Origin of the sequence: Streptomyces sp. NPDC014991 (genome assembly GCF_043080665.1) — a bacterium.
In the GTDB taxonomy this organism is placed as follows: Bacteria; Actinomycetota; Actinomycetes; order Streptomycetales; family Streptomycetaceae; genus Streptomyces.
Genome location: NZ_JBIBVY010000003.1, coordinates 262497 through 282261 on the forward strand (window position 1 = coordinate 262497; position 19765 = coordinate 282261).

General features: G+C 74.2%; 13 protein-coding genes and 1 pseudogene. 6 read left to right on the forward strand and 8 right to left on the reverse strand.

Annotation, left to right across the window (positions count from 1 at the left end):
- Positions 1-19: 19 nt before the first annotated feature.
- Positions 20-1081, reverse strand: coding sequence for an iron-containing redox enzyme family protein (locus tag ACF1BE_RS07700; protein WP_392198057.1), 1062 nt, complete (start codon positions 1079-1081; stop codon positions 20-22).
- Positions 1082-1149: 68 nt separating this feature from the next.
- Complete coding sequence (locus ACF1BE_RS07705) at positions 1150-1317, reverse strand: hypothetical protein (RefSeq protein WP_392198058.1); 168 nt, start codon at positions 1315-1317, stop codon at positions 1150-1152.
- Positions 1318-1559: 242 nt separating this feature from the next.
- On the opposite strand from ACF1BE_RS07705, the gene ACF1BE_RS07710 reads away from it, so the two are divergent.
- Genes ACF1BE_RS07710 through ACF1BE_RS07720 form a run of 3 tightly spaced genes read left to right on the forward strand, consistent with a single transcriptional unit; the run spans position 1560 to position 4153 of the window.
- Positions 1560-2414, forward strand: coding sequence for an SDR family NAD(P)-dependent oxidoreductase (locus ACF1BE_RS07710; protein ID WP_392198059.1), 855 nt, complete (start codon positions 1560-1562; stop codon positions 2412-2414).
- Positions 2415-2420: 6 nt separating this feature from the next.
- Positions 2421-3347: a DMT family transporter gene (locus ACF1BE_RS07715; RefSeq protein ID WP_392198060.1), complete on the forward strand. Its 927-nt coding sequence runs from the start codon at positions 2421-2423 to the stop codon at positions 3345-3347.
- 38 nt (positions 3348-3385) lie between these two features.
- Positions 3386-4153 carry a polysaccharide deacetylase family protein gene (locus ACF1BE_RS07720; RefSeq protein ID WP_392198061.1) on the forward strand — a complete coding sequence of 256 codons (768 nt, stop codon included), beginning with the start codon at positions 3386-3388 and terminating at the stop codon, positions 4151-4153.
- 84 nt (positions 4154-4237) lie between these two features.
- Here the strand turns inward: ACF1BE_RS07720 and ACF1BE_RS07725 are convergent, their stop codons facing one another.
- Positions 4238-5284 carry a galactosyldiacylglycerol synthase gene (locus tag ACF1BE_RS07725; RefSeq protein ID WP_392198230.1) on the reverse strand — a complete coding sequence of 349 codons (1047 nt, stop codon included), beginning with the start codon at positions 5282-5284 and terminating at the stop codon, positions 4238-4240.
- Between the two features lie 229 nt (positions 5285-5513).
- Between ACF1BE_RS07725 and ACF1BE_RS07730 the strand changes: the two are divergent.
- Positions 5514-6293 (forward strand): annotated as a pseudogene (locus ACF1BE_RS07730) (ribonuclease BN); the annotation flags it as partial.
- Between the two features lie 184 nt (positions 6294-6477).
- On the opposite strand, the gene ACF1BE_RS07735 reads toward ACF1BE_RS07730, so the two are convergent.
- From ACF1BE_RS07735 to ACF1BE_RS07750, 4 genes are all read right to left on the reverse strand, one after another.
- On the reverse strand, positions 6478-9294 hold the full coding sequence (locus ACF1BE_RS07735) for an NHLP bacteriocin export ABC transporter permease/ATPase subunit (RefSeq protein ID WP_392198062.1): 2817 nt from the start codon (positions 9292-9294) through the stop codon (positions 6478-6480).
- 1 nt (position 9295) lies between these two features.
- Positions 9296-11518: an NHLP family bacteriocin export ABC transporter peptidase/permease/ATPase subunit gene (locus ACF1BE_RS07740; RefSeq protein WP_392198063.1), complete on the reverse strand. Its 2223-nt coding sequence runs from the start codon at positions 11516-11518 to the stop codon at positions 9296-9298.
- Positions 11515-12321 (reverse strand): HlyD family efflux transporter periplasmic adaptor subunit, encoded by an 807-nt coding sequence (locus ACF1BE_RS07745; protein ID WP_392198064.1) that lies wholly within the window; start codon positions 12319-12321, stop codon positions 11515-11517. Before ACF1BE_RS07745 ends, ACF1BE_RS07740 begins: the two co-directional genes overlap by 4 nt.
- A gap of 108 nt (positions 12322-12429) precedes the next feature.
- Positions 12430-12645, reverse strand: coding sequence for a type A2 lantipeptide (locus tag ACF1BE_RS07750; RefSeq protein WP_362152332.1), 216 nt, complete (start codon positions 12643-12645; stop codon positions 12430-12432).
- 666 nt (positions 12646-13311) lie between these two features.
- Here ACF1BE_RS07750 and ACF1BE_RS07755 point away from each other — a divergent pair.
- Positions 13312-14853 (forward strand): S1 family peptidase, encoded by a 1542-nt coding sequence (locus tag ACF1BE_RS07755; protein WP_392198231.1) that lies wholly within the window; start codon positions 13312-13314, stop codon positions 14851-14853.
- A 105-nt stretch (positions 14854-14958) separates the two neighbouring features.
- Here ACF1BE_RS07755 and ACF1BE_RS07760 read toward each other — a convergent pair whose 3' ends face one another.
- Positions 14959-17109 carry a SpoIIE family protein phosphatase gene (locus tag ACF1BE_RS07760; protein WP_392198065.1) on the reverse strand — a complete coding sequence of 717 codons (2151 nt, stop codon included), beginning with the start codon at positions 17107-17109 and terminating at the stop codon, positions 14959-14961.
- Positions 17110-18521: 1412 nt separating this feature from the next.
- On the opposite strand from ACF1BE_RS07760, the gene ACF1BE_RS07765 reads away from it, so the two are divergent.
- Positions 18522-19730 (forward strand): cytochrome P450, encoded by a 1209-nt coding sequence (locus ACF1BE_RS07765; protein ID WP_392198066.1) that lies wholly within the window; start codon positions 18522-18524, stop codon positions 19728-19730.
- Positions 19731-19765: the final 35 nt, after the last annotated feature.

The window sequence follows — 19765 nt, forward strand, 5'->3', positions numbered from 1 at the left end:
CGCGCGGGTACCCCGGGGATCAGGATGTATGAGACATCTCCTGTTTCCGGGGAGTCCGCCGGTCCGGTTCCGGGGCTGCCGGCCCGTCCTGGTCCAGGGGTGTGCGCAGGGACGACCGTCCCGCCCGCCAGTCGGCGAGCAGCCGCCGGCCCAGCCGGTCCTCCAGGAACTCGGTCGCGTCGATCCCGAAGGCCACGTCCGGCGCCAGCTCCGGCTCCTCCTCCAGCAGTCCGCCGATGACCTCCTGCCGGACGACCTGCTCGTGCACGGCGTCCGCCTCCACGTGCTCGTCGTAGAAGAACTCGGCGGCCGGGCCGGCGCCGGTGCGGCGCATCGCCTCGGCGAGCCGGCGGGAGGCGGGCGAGGACGTGATCTCCACCTCGGCGAAGTGGCCCACGAGCGCGCCGCGCAGCCGGCGGTGCAGGCCGAACAGGGACATCAGGTTGACCACGGCCAGCATCTCGGCGGGGGCCGCGTCCAGATAGCGGCCGTACGCGGTGTCCAGACCCAGGTCCGTCATCAGGTCCGCGAACAGGCGCGCGTGCACCCGGTCGGCGCGGCCGCCGCCGAACTCGTCGAACTCCACGGCGGCCATCCCCGCCTTGGCCCGGCCCCACAGCCGCGGCAGCACCCAGGCGTGCGGGTCGGCCTCCTTCAGGTGGTACAGGGAACGCTGGGCCGCGTACTCGCGCACCTGCCACGGCTCGCCCTCGTCGCGCAGGAAGTGGCTGACCCCGGTGCCCTCGACCGGTTCGACGAGCAGGGCGCCCAGCGCGTCGTCCAGGCTGTCGTGGGCGGGCGCGTCGGCGCGCACCGCGGACAGGAAGCGCTGCTCCAGCGCCGCCCGGACCCGCAGCAGGTCCGGGTCCCACTCGGCTTCCGGGGGGACGCCGGCGAAACCGCGGTAGTGCAGCTCGTAGCACAGGTACAGGGCGAGCTGGAGATCGTCGCCGTAGGGATCCGCCGCCGCGGCGTCCGCGGGGCCGGGGAGGGTGCCCGCGCCGCGCAGGTACGCGCCGACCGCGGCGGAGAGCGGGCCCCGGGGCGGGGGCAGGTGGGGTCCTCGCTGGTGGTGGTTCATGAGACCCGGGTACCCGGCGCGCGGCGAAGCACGACCGCGCGCCGGGCAGGCCGCGCCCGGGAGCCGCGCTACTCGCCCCGCGCCTGTTCCTGCGCTCCCGTGTTCGGGGTGACGGCGTCCCCGGCCTCACCCGAGGCATCCTCGTCCCCCGGGCGCTTCTCGGCCTCCTCGACCTCCCGGAGCACCTCCTCCACCGCCGTCTCGGGCTGCTTCTCGCGGTGTTCGCCGCCGGACATCGTGTCCCCTTCCGTCGTCCTGCCGATCTCCCCTGCGAGTTACCCGCCGACGCCGTCCCAAGCGTCGTGCCGGGGTGGGGGTGCGGCCGTCGCCGGTGGTGGGTGATCAGCCGGCCACGGACATACGGCGCGCGGAACTCCGTCGTGCGCGGCGTTTCAAGGTGTGGCGCCCTGGATACACCGCGAGGACTCGGTACCGGAGCCCGCGCGCCCGTGCACACCGTCGCAGTGAGGTCGTCATCATGTCCCACGCCCCGCCCCCCGCAGGACCGTCGGACCGTGCCCGGCCGGGGCGGGGCCCCGCCCCGGGGACCGGCTCCGCGCCGCGCCCCGTGCGGAGCCCGGCCGGCCGTGGCGGTGCCGCCCTGGTGACGGGCGCCTCCTCCGGCATCGGTGCCGCCGTGGCCCGCCGGCTGGCCGCCGAGGGAGGCTGGCGGCTGGTGCTGAGCGGGCGTGACGTCACCCGACTGGAGCAGGAGGCCGCCCGGGCCGGTGCCGTGGCCCTGCCCGCCGACCTGACCCGGCCCGGCGCCCACCGCCGGCTCACCGACCTCGCCCTGGACCGCCTCGGCCGCGTCGACCTGCTCGTGGCGGGCGCCGGCGTGGGCTGGGCCGGAGACTTCGCCGGCATGCCCGCCGCGCGCATCGACGAGATCGTCGGCGTCGACCTGCTGGCCACCGTCCACCTCGTGCGCGCCCTGCTGCCCCACATGGTCGCGGCCGGCTCGGGGCGTGTCGTCCTGGTCGGCTCCTTCGCCGGCAGCGTGGGCGTACGCGGCGAGGCCGTCTACTCCGCGGCGAAGGCGGCCCTCGCCGTCTTCGCCGACGCCCTGCGGTACGAGCTGCGCGGCACCGGAGTGGGCGTCAGCCATGTCATCCCCGGCGTGGTCGACACGCCGTTCTTCGACCGGCGGGGCACCCCGTACACGCGGTCGTGGCCGCGGCCGGTACCCGCCGAACGCGTGGCGGACGCGGTGTGGTCCGCCGTGACCCACGACAGGGACGAGGTGTACGTCCCCGGGTGGCTGCGGCTGCCCGCCCGGGTGCGCGGCGCCGCGCCCGGACTCTACCGGCGGCTCGCCGCCCGCTTCGGGTGAGCGGTCATGACCGTCGTCACGGTGCTGCTCGCCCTGCTCGCCGCCCTGTCCAACGCGTCCGCCTCGGTGCTTCAGCGCCGGGCCGCCGTGCAGGAGCCGGGCGAGGGCGGCGGGGCGGGATCCGTCGTACGCCGGTTCAACCATGTGCTGCGGCGCCGCTCCTGGCTGGCGGGCGCCGGGCTGCTCGCCCTGTCCGGCCTGCTCCAGGCCGGGGCGCTGGCCGTCGGCAGCCTGTCCCTCGTCCAGCCGCTGCTCGCCGCCGAACTGCTGTTCACGCTGGCCGTGGGCAGCGTCGTCTTCCGGCGCCGGCCGGACGGCCGGACGTGGCTGGCGTTCGCCGCGCTCGCCGGGGGACTGGCCCTGTTCCTCCTCGCGGCGGCGCCGACAGCGGGCCGGTCCGGCGCACCGCCCCGGGCCTGGCTGCTGGGCGGGGGCGGGGTGCTCGGTGCCGTCGTCCTGCTCGCCGTCGCCGCCCGCCCGGCGAAGGGCGCGTCGCGGGCGGCGCTGCTCGGCCTCGCCTCCGCCGTGTCCTTCGCCGCCACCGCGGCGCTGCTCAAGGAGGCCGTGGGGCTGCTCGGGGAGGGGCCCGGGGCGATGTTCGGGCACTGGTCGCCGTACGCCACCGGGGTCGCCGGCCTCGTCGCCTTCCTGCTGCTGCAGGGCGCGCTCGGCGCCGGCTCGCTGACGGCCTCGCAGCCGGCCCTCACCCTCGGCGACGCGCTCACCAGCGTGGTCCTGGGCTGGGTCCTGTTCGCCGAGACGATCCACCTGGGCCTGAGTCTGCTGCCGGAGGCGATCGGCGTCGCCCTGATCGGCGCGGGCAGCATCGGCCTGGCCCACGCCCAGATCGTCGGCGGGGAGTGGGACACGGCCGCGCCGGCCCGGCCGCGGGAACGGGACGGGACCCGGGCGCCGACGCCGCGCGGACACTGACCCGCCGCCGCCCGCCACGCCGAAGGAGGTGGTCACCGATGTCCCTGGGGTCCGGCCGCGCGTGGCGGGCGGCGACCGTCCTGCTGCCGGTGGGCGCCGCCGCCGCGCACATCGGACCGGCGGCCACCTGGCTCCCCGGAGTGCGGCTGCCGTTCTTCCCCGGGCTCTCCGGTACCGGAGACCGCCACCACATCGCGCTCACCTTCGACGACGGACCGGACCCCGACTCGACCCCGCGTTTCCTGGACACGCTGGACGGGCTCGGGGTCCGGGCGACGTTCTTCGTGCTCGGCGAGCACGTGGTGCGCCATCCCGCGCTGGCCCGGGAGACGGTACGGCGCGGACACGAACTGGGGGTGCACGGCTGGAGGCACGACCGCCCGTGGTGCCCCGCGTACACCCGGACCGCCGAGGAGGTCGACCGGAGCGTCCGGGCGGTGTACGCCACCACCGGCTGCCGCCCGCGCTGGTACCGCCCCCCGTACGGCATCCTCACCACGAGCCGCTGCCGGGCCGCCCGGCGGGCCGGGTTGCGCACGGTGCTGTGGTCCGCGTGGGGCAGGGACTGGACCGCCGACGCCACACCGGCGTCCGTACGGGCCCGGGTCGCGGCGGACCTGCGCGGCGGCGGCACCGTCCTGCTGCACGACTCCGACCGGCACTCCGCCCCCGGCTGCTGGCACGCGGCCCTGGGCGCGCTGCCGGCCCTCGTCCAGGACTGCCGGGAAGCAGGCCTCTCGGTCGGCCCCCTCCACGAACACGCCCCGCCCCGGCCGACGGCACTGCCCGGCGTCCGCACGGAGTGACCGGGCCACGGCGGGGCCCGCCGGGTCGCGTGCGGGTGGTCCGGTTCCCGCGTCGGTGGGGGCTGTTCGTGGACGGGGGCGGGGTCAGAGGTCGGTCAGGTGGCGCAGGGGGTCGTGCCGGAAGAGGGCGTGGCCGCGGGTCACCCGTTCGGTGCGTTCGCGGGCGCCGTCCGTGAGCCGGGCGAGTGCCGTCAGCAGGGCGGGACCGTCCATGGCGAGTTCGGACAGGCCGAGGCCGGCCATGCGGCGTACCCCCTCCGCGCCGTGGCCGGGCAGTGGGCGGTAACCGACCACGGGCAGCCCCGCGGCGAGGGCCTGGACGGCGGTCTGGCCGGCGGCGTTGTCCACCAGGGCGTAGGACGCCGCCAGCAGCCCGGGCATGTCGTCGACCCAGTCCAGGGCGAGTGCCATGGGCTCCCGGGAGACCCGCGCGCGCAGCCGGTCGTTGCGCCCGCACAGCACCACCGGGAGGTAGCCGGCCGCGCCCAGCAGCGCGGCGGTGGCGGCCGGGCGGGACGCCGCGCCCCAGGCGCCGGCGGACAGCAGCACCGGCCGCCGGCCGGGCGCACGGCCGGCGAAGCGCTCCCGCCACCGCGCCACACCGGGGGCCGGCGCGCGGAAGGCGGGCGCCACCACCGGTCCGGTGGTGACCACGGGAACGGCGAGGGAGCGGCGCACGTCGGCCGCCGCCGCGTCCGTGAGACACAGGTACCGGTCGTTGCCCGGATGCAGCCACTGCCGGTGCACCGCGAAGTCGAGCAGGAAGACGGCGCTGGGCACCCGCAGCCGGCCCCGGGCCCGCAGATGGCCGGTCAGCTGCGCGGCCAGATGGAAGACCGACACCACCACGTCGGCGCCCGTGCGGTCCACGAGGTCCGTCAGCCGGTCCCCGGCGAGCCGCGCCAGCGGGACCCCGCTCGGGCGCCGGCCGGGTCCCTCGCGCAGGAACGCGCCGTAGAGACCGGCGTACACCCAGGGCAGGTGCCGTACCGACGTCCGGTAGCCGCGGCACAGGCCAGTGCCGAGCCCGTACGGCAGGAGCCGCAGGACGTCCACGACGCACGCCTCGTGACCTGCCGCGGTGGCCCGCCGCGCGAGTTCGGCGGCCACGGTGTCGTGGCCGGCGCCCATGCTCGCGCTCACGATCAGCGTCCGCCGCCGGCCGTCCGGCGCATCATGGTCCGTGGTACGCACGGCTTCCGATTCTCCGGCGGCCCGGCGCGGAAACGGCGGACGTCCCGGCCGTGTCGCCGCGGCGCCGTGCGGGTGCGCCGGTACGGCCGCGAGTTGCCCGGTGCGGGCCGGGGTGGATGAATCGGCACAGGGAAGCGTGTGGGCGGCGAGCACGGGAGGAGCCGTGATGCGGTGGCGGCGCGGCCTGCACCGCGCGTGGGAGTGGCTCGGTGTCCGGGCGCTGTTCGCGCACGGGCGCGAGCTGGAGCTGATGCACCGGGCCATGGGGTTCGCCACACTGGCCCTGGTGACGCTGGCGCCGCTGCTGATCGTGGTGGCCGCCGCGGATCCCCTGGTGCGGGGCGGGTTCGCCTCGTGGCTCACCGACGGCATGGGACTGTCCGGTCCTTCCGCCCGGGTGCTCACCGACGTGATCAGCCCCCCGCGCAAGGTCATCGGCACCACCAGCGTCTGGAGCGCGGTCCTGCTCGCCGTCTTCGGCGTGTCCTTCGGCGGCAGCGTGCAGAACGCCTACGAGCGGATCTGGGGGCTGACGGCGGGCCCCTGGCACCGGGTCTGGCGGCAGGCGACCTGGCTGGTGGCGCTGACGGCGTACCTCTACCAGGAGGTGACGACGAAGGCGGCGCTGCACGGCAGTGAGCGGATCGCGCTGTCCACGGCGAGCGGTGTGCTGTTCTTCTGGTGGGGGCAGCGGTTCCTGCTGGGCGGCCAGATCCGCTGGCGCGCCCTGCTGCCGGGGGCGCTGGCCACGGTGATCGGCCTGGCCGGCCTGCGGGTGTTCTCCTCTCTCGTGTTCACCCCGCTCATCGTGACCAACGCGCTCAGCTACGGCGCCGTGGGCACCGTGCTCGTGGTCGAGTCGTGGCTCATCGGGGTGGGGTTCGTCATCTACGGCGGTGCCCTGTTCGGCCGCTGGTTCTGCCGGCACCACTGGATGCCGTCCCACTGGGACGGGCCGGAGTACGGGGACGACCGGCCGGAGCCGCTGGTCCGGTTGCCGGAGTCACCGGACCACGTGCCGGACCCGCTGGGCGACCTGCCGGAGCCACTGGACGGCCTGCCCGAGCCGCCGGACGGCCGGCCGGGGACCCCGGGGGAGCCCGGCTAGACCCGGCCTCCCCGGGCGATCCCTAGGCGAGCTGGCGGCGCACCAGCTCGTGCAGGCGGCCCGTGGTGTCGGCGAGGAGGTCGGCCGGGGCGCCCTGCTGGACGACCTTGCCGTCCTCCATCACGATCACCCGGTCGGCGTCCAGGACGGTCGACAGGCGGTGGGCGATGACGATCCGGGTGGCGTTCAGCTTGCGGGTGCTGTCGATGACGATGCGCTGGGTGTCGTTGTCCAGGGCGCTGGTCGCCTCGTCGAAGAAGAGGATCCGCGGGCGCCGGACGAGGGCCTGCGCGATCATCAGGCGCTGGCGCTGCCCGCCGGAGATCGCCCCGTTGCCCGCGACGATCGTGTGCAGCCCCATCGGCATCCGCTGGATGTCCTGCGCGAGCCCCGCCAGCTCGGCCGCCGCCATCGCCTCCTCGGGCGTGTACGGCCCGGTGCCGCAGATGACGTCCAGGATGGAACCGCTGAACGGCTGCGCGTGCTGGAGGACCACACCGCACTGGCGGCGCACCGCGGACTGGTCGAGGGCCGCGAGGTCCTGACCGTCGTACAGGACGCTGCCCGAGACCGGCCGGTCGAAGCCGATGAGCAGGCGCAGCAGCGTGGACTTCCCGCAGCCGCTCGGCCCGACGATCGCGACGAACTCGCCCGGCCGTACGGCGAACGACACGTCGTCCAGGACGAGCGGGCCGTCGTCGGCGTACCGGAACGACAGCCTGCGGGCCTCCAGCGCGCCCGACAGCGGGCCCGGGCGGGTACTCGCCGTGCGCACCTCGGGGGTGGCCCGAAGCACCGGCTTGATCTCCTCGAACAGCGGCAGCGCCGAGACTGCCGACACGAACGCGCCGGTCAGCTGGGTGACCGAGGTCAGCAGCATGGTGACCGAGGTGTTGAAGGCCAGGAAGTCCGCCGCCGACATGGCACCCTTCGCCGGGCCCGCCAGCAGCATGAACATCAGCAGCGTGCAGACCGGCAGGTACACGGCGCCGAGGACCGTGGTGAGGTTCTTGATCCGGCCGGCCTTCTGCTGGAGTTCCCGGCTGCGCGCGAACTCCCGCGCCCACGCCGCGTACGCGTAGTTCTCGGCCGCGGCCACGCGCAGCTTGGGCAGGCCGCGCAGGGTCTGGAACGCCTGGTTGTTCAGCTTGTTGCCGAGCACCACGAGCCGCCGCTGCCAGCGCACCTGCCACAGCCCGAGCCCCAGGAACACCACCGCGATGACGACGAGCATGCCGAGCGCGGCCATCGCCATCGGCACGCTGTACCAGAGGAGCAGACCGAGGTTCATCGCGCCGACCGTCACCGACTGGGCGACCACCGGGCCGACGCCCGCGAGCATGCGCCGGACCGCGCTGATGCCCATGGCCGCACTGGCCAGTTCGCCCGTGGAGCGCTGCGTGAAGAAGCGGGTGGGCAGCCGCAGCAGCCGGTCCCAGACGGCCGGCTGGAGCGCCGCCTCGATTCGGCCCTCCAGCCGCAGGATGGACAGGTTCTCCAGCAGCGTGAACGCCGCCGCGACGACGCCGCTGACCATCACCGCCAGGGACACCTGCACGATCAGCCCCGTCTGGGCCTTCGGCACGTACTCGCCGAGCACCTTGCCGGTGGCGATCGGCACCAGCGCGCCGATCGCCACCGTCACCAGCCCGGCGAGGAGCAGCCGGAGGAGGTCGCCCCGGGTGCCGCGCAGGCTGAACCGCAGGAGCCCGAGCGGCCCGAGCTCCCGGTCGGGCAGCGGCCGGTAGAACATCACCGCACGCGGTTCGAACTCCGCCGCGTTGGCCTTCTCCACCGGCGTCTCACGCCCCGTCCCGGGGTGGACGGCCACATAACCGCCGCGCCGCCACAGCAGGGCGACCGGCGCCCCGGACAGCGCCCGGTGGCCGACCAGCGGGCCGACGTCCTCCCGCCACCAGCGCCCGTCCAGGCGGACCGCCCGGGTGCGCACCCGGGACGCCAGCGCGACGCGTTCCACCGGGTCCAGCCGGTCGCTGCCGGCACCGCTCTGCGCGGGCTCGGCGAGGGTGATCCCGGCCGCCTCGGCGACCAGCCTGCACGCCGCGTGGGTGGCGTCGGTGTCGGCGGTGGTCGTACGGCGGGAGGCGTGCCCGCCGATCGAGGCCAGCAGCGTCCGGTCGGCCTGGGCGCGCACGGCCTCACCGGCCTTGATCCCGGCCGCGGTGCGGCTCTCGTGGGTGCGCTCCAGCTGCTCGATCCACCGGTCGAGCGCGGTCAGCAGCCGGTACTGCTGGTCGACCATGCTCTGCCACAGCGCCGGGTCCATCAGCAGGTCGGCGGCGGCCTCCGCGCCGTACAGCGAGCCGTACTGCACGCTGCCCGGCGGCACCTGCATCCAGAAGACGTCGTCGTCCGCGGGTGCCGCGGCCCGTTCCTCGGCCATCGGCGCCTGGAACAGGACCGACAGGCCCCGGCCGACGCCGAGGGCGACCGCGTACTCCAGCGGGCTCGACGCCGGCGGGACGTACTGCGGGTTGCCGTCCGCGTCGTAGGACCAGGTCTGCGTGTGCGCGGGCTGGTACAGCTCGCGCAGGCCGACACGGTGCACCACACAGTCGCGGACCGGGCGGGCCACCAGGGTGTGCTGGGGCCCGGTGACCGGGCCGAGCAGCAGCGTGCCCGCCTCCAGCCGGCCGAGGTGGTGCCAGTGGCCCTGTTCGGCGGCGTCCACCGCGAACAGGTCCAGGGCACCGGACGTGACCAGCCACAGCACCTGTGGGCCAGCCAGGTCCAGGCGGCCGAGGCCGGCACAGTCCAGCCGGGTGCCCAGCGCGCCGAGCGCCCCGAGGACGAGGTCGTCTTCGTGCACGGACGTCATCTCACCGCTCCCTGACCAGTGCCGCGTACGCGCCGCCGCGTGCCACCAGCTCCTCGTGCCGCCCGCGCTCGACCACCGTGCCGTGCTGGAGCACGACGATCTCGTCGCTGTCGCGGACCGTGCTCAGCCGGTGCGCGATCACCACGCAGGCGCAGCCGCGCCGCCGCAGGTTGTCCATCACGACCAGTTCGGTCTCCGCGTCCAGCGCGCTGGTCACCTCGTCCAGCACGAGGATGCTCGGCCGGCGCACCAGCGCCCGCGCGATCTCCAGGCGCTGGCGCTGTCCGCCGGAGAAGTTCCGGCCGTCCTGCTCGACCCTGCTGTGGATGCCGCCGGGCCGGCGCGTCACCACGTCGTACAGGGCCGCGTCCTTCAGCGCCTCCACCACGGCCTCGTCGGGGATCGACGGATCCCACAGGGCCACGTTGTCGCGGACCGAGCCCTCGAAGAGGAACACGTCCTGGTCGACGAAGGAGACGGAGGCGGCGAGCGCCCCGCGCGGGATGTCCTCCAGCCGGCGGCCGTCGATGCGGATGACCCCGTCCCACGGCGTGTAGAGGCCCGAGATCAGCCGGGAGACCGTGGACTTGCCGCTGCCGGAGCCGCCGACCAGTGCCACCTGCCGCCCGGGGCCGACCGTCAGGTCGAAGCCGGTCAGCAGCGGCTTGTCCAGCGGGCTGTAGCCGAAGGTGATGTTCTCCAGCTCGACGTGCCCGTGCAGCCGGCGGGTGGAGTCGGCGCCGCCGGGGCGGGCGTACAGCGGGTCGGCCTGGAAGTTCTCCACGTCCTTCAGCCGCGCCACGTCGGCCGCGAAGTCCTGGATGCGGCCCGCCACGCCGTTGAGCCGGGTCAGCGGCGCGGTGAAGCGGGTGACCAGCGCCTGGAAGGCGACCAGCAGGCCGATCGAGAGGTGCCCCTCGACCGCGCGCAGACCGCCGATCCACAGGATCAGCGCGCTGTTGACGGTGGCGAGCGTGGGCGCGACCACGCCCAGCCAGGCACTCGGCACGCCGAGCCGCTGCTGCTCCTCCAGGGTGGTGGCGTGCTGCCCCGCCCACTTGCGGAAGTACCCGTCCTCACCGCCGGTCGCCTTCATCGTCTCGATCAGCTGGAGCCCGGTGTAGGCGGTGTTGGTGAGCCGTGCGGAGTCCGCGCGCAGCTTCGCCGTACGGGTCGCGCGCAGCCGTACGACCAGCCGCATGGCGACCACGTTCAGCAGGGCCACGCCGATGCCGACGCAGGTCAGCTGCGGGTCGTAGGTGTACAGGAGCACGGCGTACAGCACGACCACGACCGCGTCCACACCCGCCGCCGCGAGATCGCGGGCCAGGGTCTCGGCGACCTGGTCGTTGGACTGGAGGCGCTGCACCAGGTCGGCGGGGGAGCGCTGGGCGAAGAAGGTGACCGGCAGGCGCAGCAGATGGCGCAGGAAGCGGGCGCTGGAGAGGGTGGAGGAGATGATCCGGCCGTGCAGCAGGTTGGCCTGCTGGAGCCAGGTCAGCACCACGGTGAGCAGGACGCAGGCGCCCATGGAGGTGAACAGGACGCCCAGCAGCGAGGTCTGCCCGCCGATCAGGAACGTGTCGATGTAGGTGCGGCCGAGCGCGGGGACGGCGGCGCCGACGGCGACCAGCATGAGGCTGGCCAGGACCGCGGCGGGCAGCGTGCCCGCGGTGCCGCGCAGCCGGGCCGGCATCGCGCCGAGCACGCCCGGCCGGCGCCCGCCCCGGGTGAAGCCGTCACCCGGCTCCAGCACCAGCACCACACCGGTGAAGCCGCTGTCGAACTCCTCCATGGGCACGAAACGGCGGCCCTTGGCGGGGTCGTTGACGTAGACGCCGCGGCGGCCGAAGCGGCGGCCCATGCCGTCGTAGACGACGTAGTGGTTGAACTCCCAGAAGAGGATGGCAGGCGCCCGCACCTCGGCGAGGGCGGCCAGGTCCATCTGCATGCCCTTGGCCGTCAGGCCGTAAGCGCGGGCCGCCTTCAGCAGGTTGGAGGCGCGCGAGCCGTCGCGGGAGACACCGCAGGCGATGCGCAGTTCCTCCAGCGGGACGTGCCGGCCGTAGTGGCCGAGGACCATCGCGAGAGAGGCGGCGCCGCATTCGACGGCCTCCATCTGGAGGACCGTGGGGGTGCGGACCGTGCCCGTACGGGAGGCGGGAGCCGGACGCTTCGCGGGCGCCGCCCGTCTGCGGCCGCGGGTTTCCTGGGCGGTGGTCACGGGAGCAGCCAATCGACGGGGTGCTGGTCGGCGAGCCGGACGGAGGCGGTGGCGAGGGTCATGGAGTCCGGCCGGAACGGCGGGCCGTCGGCGGTGGACCACCGGTAACCGCTCTTCGTGGACCGGGACGTGTCCAGCTCGACCAGGACGGCCACCGGGCGGCCGGCGCGGGTGAACTGCTCACCCAGCTGGCTGTCACCGAGGAACGCGGAGATGGACTGGGCGGACTGCGCGCTGCGGTCCACCGACCGCACCTCGCCGCGCAGCACCCCGTACCGCTGTGCCGGTACGGAGGACACGGTCAGGTCGACCGAGGCGTGTGCCGGGATGGCGGCGGCGTTCTCCGCGGGCACGTACACGGTCGCGTACAGGGGGTCTGAGGCGTGGGCGGTCCTCTCGACCGCGGCGACCGCGGTACCGGTCCGGATGATCTGGCCGATGGTGGCGGCGAGCGTGGTGACGCGGCCGGCGGCGACGGTGCGGACCACCGCGTCGCCCCGGTCGGTACGGACCCTCACGACGGGCGCGCCGGCGGGCAGGCGCCGGCCCTGCCGGGCGAGGACGGCCGTCACCTGGCCGGCGATCGGGCTCTGGAGCAGGTAACTGCCCTGCCCGTGCGTGAGGATGGCGGGTGCGCGCACCGTGGAGGCGACCGAACCTGTCACGGCCCAGACGGAGGCCGCCGCCAGGACGAGGACGGTGACGCCGAGCGCGAGCCATCCCTGCGGGCGGGCGAGCCGCACCGGTAGGTCCAGCTCCTCCGGTGACTGGAGCTTGGCGAGGGCCTGTTGGCGGAACTGCACGGGACTTCCCTCACCCGGGGGGAGACATCGGAACGGCGGTGTACCGGGGCATCCGAGAGTCCCGGAGCCGAGGGACGGCTCCGGGACGTCGGTGACACCGGGGTGCGGTCAGAGACCGGCGACCAGGTTGGTGACCGGCTGGGTGTGCAGGCCGGTGACACCCTCGACGGTGCCGACGACCGTGTCGACCAGGCCGGAGACCGGGGCGATGCCGTTGACGGTGCCGGTCACGGTGTTCAGGGCGTTCACGGACAGGCCGCCGGAGACGTTGTCCAGCTCGGCGTCCGAGATCTCGACGGTCTCAACCTGGGGGGTGGAGTTCATGGTGGAACTTCCCTTCGTATGGGTATTTCACAAGGGGGAGAGCGGCCCCCTCTGGGGACAGACGGACGGCCGCGTCCGCGGGCGCCGGGCACCCGTCTCCGGGGGCCCGCCGGACCCCCGCGGTGGGTTGGATCAAAGCACGCACGGCGGATGCGCTTCCAATCAACCAGGGCTCTCACCTGCGCACTTGCCGCGCCGGGGGGCGTAACCGTGCAGGCGTGCGCACGGCTTGTCGGCGACTCCTTCACATGCCGCACGGCATCGCCGCACCGGGCGCCCCGCCCGCCGGACCGCGAAACCGGCACTCCGCACCAAAGGTGTGCCGTGGGGCGCGCGGATGTGCAGATCTCCCGGTATCGGTGATGCGCCTGCGCATTCGATGTGCAGATTTCCTGAAGGGGAGATTCCGCTTCCTGTTCGATACCTGCGGTAACCGGCCACTGACGCAGTGTGCCGGTCCGGGTCCGGTGCTGTTCCTGGCCGATGTCACCCGCGGCGTGGCCGAATCGCCGCATCCGTACGGCCGTTGGGAAACGGAATTGAACGCGCCGCGCGGCCGGTGCGTACCTACGGCCATCCAGGCGCCCCGGTCCCCCCCCCGAACCAACTGCCCGTCAGAGGCAGATCCCCGTCCCCAGGAGGTCGAGAAGGTTGAGTCACAAGCGAATGCCCAAGCGCAAGGCCGCGATAGCGGTGGGCGGTGTCGCGGCACTCGGAGCGGCGGCCCTCCTGCTCCCCAACGCCAACGCCTCCCAGGACAAGGACCAGGCGTCGAGCGCAGCCGGCACCGCGAAGACCCTGAAGGCCTCGGACGCCTCGGACCTCAGCGCCCAGGTGCGGAAGATCCTCGGCGACGCCTTCGCCGGGTCGTACTACGACAACGCGAAGCAGCAGCTCGTCGTCAACGTGGTCAGCGGCGACGACAACGTGATCGTGCAGGCGAAGAAGGCGGGCGCGATCGTCCGCGAGGTGGAGAACAGCACCGCCGAACTCACGGCCGCCGCCCGGACGCTGAAGGCCAAGGCGACCATTCCCGGCACCTCCTGGGCCGTCGACCCGCGCACCGACAAGGTGCTCGTCACCGCCGATCGCACCGTCACCGGCGCCCAGTGGAACCGGCTGCGGTCCACCGTGCGGAGTCTCGGTCCCGGCATGGCGACCGTGAAGAGGTCCTCCGGCACCTTCAAGACCTTCCTCTCCGGCGGCGACGCCATCTTCTCCCAGGTGCAGGGCGGCAACGTCCGCTGCTCCCTCGGCTTCAACGTCACCGCGTCCGACGGCAGCCCCGCCTTCCTGACGGCAGGTCACTGCGGCGTGGCCGCCAAGGAGTGGTCCGACTCCCAGACCGGCCAGCCGCTCGCCACCGTCGACCAGGCCACCTTCCCCGGCGCCGGCGACTTCTCCCTCGTCAAGTACAACGACCCCGCCACGCAGGCGCCCAGCGAGGTCAACGTCGGCAACGGGAAGACCGTGCAGATCAACCAGGCCGCCGACGCCACCGTCGGCGAGACCGTGTTCCGGATGGGCTCCACCACCGGGCTGCACGACGGCCGGGTCACCGGCCTGGACGCCACCGTCAACTTCCAGAGCGAGACCGACCCGAACGGCGTCGACACCGTCACCGGACTCATCCAGACGGACGTCTGCGCCGAAGCGGGCGACAGCGGCGGCTCCCTGTTCACCCAGGACGGCAGCGCCCTCGGTCTCACCTCCGGCGGCAGCGGCGACTGCACCAACGGCGGCGAGACCTTCTTCCAGCCCGTCACCACCGCCCTCCAGGCCACCGGTGCCACCCTCGGCAACGGCGGCAACGGGGCGGGTGACCAGGCGGGTGCGGGTGATCAGTCCGGTGCCGGTGCGGGCGATCAGGCGGGTGCGGGTGACCAGTCCGGTGCCGGTGCCGGTGACCAGGCGGGAGCCGGTGACCAGTCCGGTGCCGGTGCCGGTGCCGGCGACCAGGCAGGAGCCGGTGACCAGTCCGGTGCGGGTGATCAGTCCGGTGCCGGTGCGGGCGATCAGGCGGGTGCCGGTGACCAGTCCGGTGCCGGTGCGGGTGACCAGGCGGGTGCGGGTGACCAGTCCGGTGCCGGTGCGGGTGACCAGGCGGGAGCCGGCGACCAGTCCGGTGCGGGTGACCGGTCCGGTGCCGACCAGTCCGGGAACGGTACGGCCGGCCACGGGGCGACGTCCCTGACCGGCACGCGCTGAGCGGACCTGCGGTCCCCTGACTCCCCGCCCGGCTCCACCCACGGTTCCGGCGGGCGGGGAGCGGTCCGGCCCTCCGGCGGGAGGGCCGGACCGCGGCCGTCCGCGTCAGCCGTCGTCGCGTGCCCGCAGCAGCAGCACCGCCACGTCGTCCACCCGCTCCCGTGCCGCCGCACTGTGCCGAAGCACCTCGTCCGCGAGATCCTCCAGCGGCCGATCGCCGGCCTCGGCGAGCAGGCCGCCCAGATCCACCAGCGAGTCCTCGATGTCGATACCCGGTGCCTCCACCAGGCCGTCGGTGTACAGCACGAGCACCGAACCGGGAGTCAGGGACACCTCGGTCGTCGGGTACACCGCCGAAGCGTCGATCCCCAGCAGGGGGCCGCCGGCCAGGTCCAGCACCCGCACCCGCCCGTCCGGCCGTCTCAGCAGCGGGGGCGGATGCCCCGCCCGCGCCATGACGGCCCGTCCGCGCGCCGGATCGAGCCGCAGGTACAGACAGCTGGCGAACAGTTCCGTCCCGAGGTCGATCAGCAGCCGGTTGGTGCTGCTCATCACCTCGTGCGGCGCCTGCCCCACCGTGGTGTACGCCCGGACCCCCGTACGGACCTGCCCCATCAGGCCCGCCGCCGTCACGTTGTGCCCCTGGACGTCCCCGATCACCGCCGCCGCCAGCGGCCGGGTCGGCACCAGGTCGTAGAAGTCACCGCCGATGTCCATGCCGTGCGTGGCCGGAAGGTAGCGCGCCGCCGCCTCGATGCCCGGCGGTGGCATCAGCGAGCTGGGCAGCAGGGCCTGCTGGAGGCCGTGCGCCAGCCCGAGCTTGGCGTCGTAGAGCAGGGCCCGCTCCAGTGCCTGTGCGATCAGCCCGCCCAACGAGGTCAGCACCGCCCGCTCGTCGGCGGGGAAGGGGTGCGGCTCGGCGTAGGCCAGCACGCAGGTGCCGACCGGCCGTCCGGACGCGATGAGCGGCAGGTACGCCCAGGCCGCGAAGCCGTCCGGGGTCTCGTGGCGGTCCGGATGCAGTCGCTCCAGCTCCTCCCGGGACTCGAAGAACGCCGGTACCCCGCTGTTCAGCGCCTGGGTCTCCGCGGTGCGCTCGGACAGCGGCAGCCTGCCGGACCGCTCCGCGACGCGCTGATCCGGGTAGCCGCGGTGCCCCAGCACGTGCAGCCGGCCGCCCTGTGCCCGCAGGAGCGCCAGGGCCTGGCTGCCGACGGCCGGGGCCACCTCGTCCCAGACCAACTGCACCACGTCCTGCACTCCCACGGCCTCGGTCAGCGCGCCCGCCAGACTCAGCAGCTGGGAGATCGTCACCAGCCGGGACGGGCCCGGGTCCGTCTGCGGAGCCGCGCGCGCCAGCTCCGCCACCGCCCGGGCCCGGTTGATGCGCACGCTCAGCCCGGTGGTGCTCGGGTAGAGCCGGAACGACAGCCACTCGCCCGGCGGGCGCAGCGCCACGAACGACGTCACCTGCTGGCTGAGCAGCGCCGCCCGGTACCGGTCCTCGTACACCGGGTCCTTCAGCCACGGCACCGACACCCAGGGCAGCGTGCCGAGCAGCTCCCCGGCCGGTCTGCCGAGCAGCTCGGTGGCGGCCGTGTTCACGAATCCGATCCGGCCGTGCAGATCCAGCGACACCAGCCCGTACGGCAGCCGGGACACCATCCGCGCCGCCTCCATCGAGCCCAGCGTGCCCGCCACGACCGAGAACGGCGCCGCCAGCACGTCCGGCTCGTGGCCCAGCGGCCGGTTCTCCTGAGCGGCCCCCTCCAGCCGCAGCGCCAGCCGGTCGCAGGCCGCCGTCAGCCGGTCCCGCTCCCAGTCCGACAGCTCCGGCGGGTGCGCGCCCGGCCAGGTCACGAACACCGCGCCGTACACCGCGCGCCCGGTCGCCAGGGGTGCCGCGGCCAGCGCGAACGGGTACGGCAGCACCACCGAGATCCGTGGATAGCGGCGGGCCATCTGATCATCGCTGCCCACCCACACCAGCCGCCGCTCGCGCACCGCGTCCGCGACCGGGATCGGCGCGCTCAGCCCGACCCGCTCCCAGGGCGCCGCGAACGCCCGCGGCATGCCGGCCATCACCGCCATCTCCAGGACCGGTTCGTCGGGCCTGAGCAGGTACACCGCGCCGGAGTGCGCCTGGACCTCCTCCAGCATCGCGGCCAGCGCGACCGACAGCACCGGCCGGCCGACCGTTGCCCCGCGGGCCGCCGGCGCCCGTCCCGGTTCCGGTCCGTCGGACACGCCGACCACCTCCTCGTACGGCCGCGCGTCGCGTCCCGGGGACCAGACTCCCTCGCGGCGGCGCCCCGCGCACGGCGAGCGCCCGGCGTACCCGGACGCGCCCCCGTGGCAGATGGCTCCGCATACCCCGCGAGGGCGCTTCCCATGCCTGGAAGCGGCCGGGGGAGTCGCGGGCGAGCGCGAGGGACGGTCCGGCGGCGTAAAAGGGCCACCCCGCGGTGGCGACGCGCCGGGCGCCCCGGGGACGCCCCGAGGGACCCGCGCGGCGGTGGGCGCGCGGGCGGTACCCGGGTCAGCCGCGCTGGTCCGGCACGCGGCGCGGCGTGTCCCCTTTCCTCGATGCCGAGGGCGCGGACCGGGGGCGCGGGCCGCCGCGGCGGGAGCACGAGGTGGTGTACGTGGCCGGTGTGTGCGCCCCTGCCGCGCCTCAATGGCTGATTCCTTTCGGCGTGGCCTGCGTCGGCCCCGGCGCGCCGAGGGGCGGCCGGTGTCGGGCGGAAGGGGGCGCGCCGGGGCGGCCGAATCGCGCCGGTGCCCGGCCGGAGCCGGCCGTGGCGTGTTCCGGTCCCGCTCCGGGCGCCGGTCCGTACCCTTCCCGCTGGCTGAATCGTTCTCCCTGATCAGAGGGCAGGTCCGGCAGACCGCCGGGGGTGGCGGGACCTGCGGTCCCTCGCGGTGGGCGGGCCGGCGTCCGAGGGCCCGGATGAACGTTCAGCGGCATCTTTTTCCGGCGTGTGGGGTTTGTGGGGAGGAGGTGCGGGCACACGCGCCAGCGGCGATCCGGCCGCAGTGCGCACTGCGAGGCGGTCCCGCCGAAGTCGCCGAACAGTGACGCAAATGCATCTCCTGAATACTCTGCGTTCAACTTCAGGGGGTTGCTTACGGGTGACTCACCGTGAAGACTGTGGCCGAGTTCCATCGAAACGAAGGTGATGCGGAGTGCGCATCATGCCAATCGTGGGGCGGCATGGGCTGAAGCTGCGTATTCTCACACCGCGTTTCGGGCAGTCGGAGCCAAGTGTTCCGTTGTCCGTTCACGAGCCGGGAGGGCCCGTGCGCTTGCCGCGCGGGAGGTATCGCTGAGGGGGATGAGTCATGCCGGGTTGGTCTGCCGCACGCCGGTCTTCGCCGCGGGGCCGTGGCCGGCCGCGAAGCCGCCGCGTCCTGCACCGGACCTGCTAAGGGACCTTCGGTCCCGCTGAGGGCCCCCGGTCCGTCCCGGCACCGGGCCGGCGCGGCTGACCGCCGGGCCGCCCACGAGGGAAGCCACGTGGGTCGCGCTCTTTCCGCCCGGAACACGTTCCCGTGGGGGTGGTCGAGCCGTGCCCGGGCCGCCCCGGGCCCCCGTGCCGCAGGCCTCACGCACCACCCCTGTCCGCGCGACTCCTCCGTGCCGCGCACGCCCCTACCAAGGAGACAAGGTGATAGGTAAGCAAGCGACGGACGAGCGCCTCCTGCTGGAGGTGTTACCCGACCGCTGGCGAGGCTTACGCGAGACGGGGCCGGTGCGCTACGACGAGGCGCAGGGAGTGTGGCAGGTCCTCGACCACGCGAGCGTCGCCACCGTGCTCGCCGATTCGGCGACGTACTCCTCGGATCTCTCCGCCCTCGCCCCCACCCAGGCGGACTTCGAGACCTTCCGGCAGGGCAACTTCGTCGGTATGGACCCTCCGGAACACCGCAAGCTGCGCACCCTGGTGAGCCAGGCGTTCACCCCGCGGGTCGTACAGGGGCTCGGGCCCCGTATCGAGGCCGTCTGCGCGCGGCTGCTGGACGCCGTCGCGGACCAGGACCGCTTCGACCTGGTCGACGCGCTGGCCTATCCGCTCCCCATCATCGTGATCGCCGAACTGCTCGGCATTCCGGCCGAGGAACACCGGCTCTTCCAGGAGTGGGCGAGCGTCCTGTTCGGCGGCGACCAGCTCGGCGAAGCCCCCGACATGGCCGATCTGGAACGGGCCCTGGAGGCCATCGCCCCCACGGTGCGCGAGATGAACGGCTACATGCTGGACCACATCCGCGCCCGCCGCGCCGACCCGGGTGACGACCTCACCAGCAGGCTCATCGCCGCCGAGGTCGACGGTGTCCGCCTCGCCGACCAGGAGATGGTCGGATTCGTGGCCCTCCTGCTGGTCGCCGGGCACATCACCACCACCGCACTGCTCGGCAACGCCATCGTCACCTTCGACCTGCACCCCGGCGCGGACGCCGCGCTGCGCGCCGATCCCGCGGGGATCCCGGCCGCCGTCGAGGAGGTGCTGCGCTGGCTGCCCCCCTTCCCGGAACTGGGCCGCCGGGTCACCCGCCCGGTCGTCCTCGGCGGTCACGAGATCCCGGCGGACGCCATGCTGATGACGCATCTGGGGGCCGCGAACCGGGACCCCGCCCGCTTCGACGACCCGGACGTCCTCGACCTGACCCGGGACCCCAACCCGCATCTGACCTTCGGGCACGGCATCCACTTCTGTTTCGGCGCGCCGCTGGCCCGGCTGGAAGCGCGGATCGCTCTTCACATGTTGCATAAACGATTCCGCATCCTGACGGTCCCCTCCTACGAGGACATCGCCTTCCAGAACCCGGCCGTCATCATCGGCGTACGGCATCTGCCCGTCGAGGTGCGCAGGCCGTAACCCGAGCGCGCACGCCTCCCCGGCCGGCCCCCGCT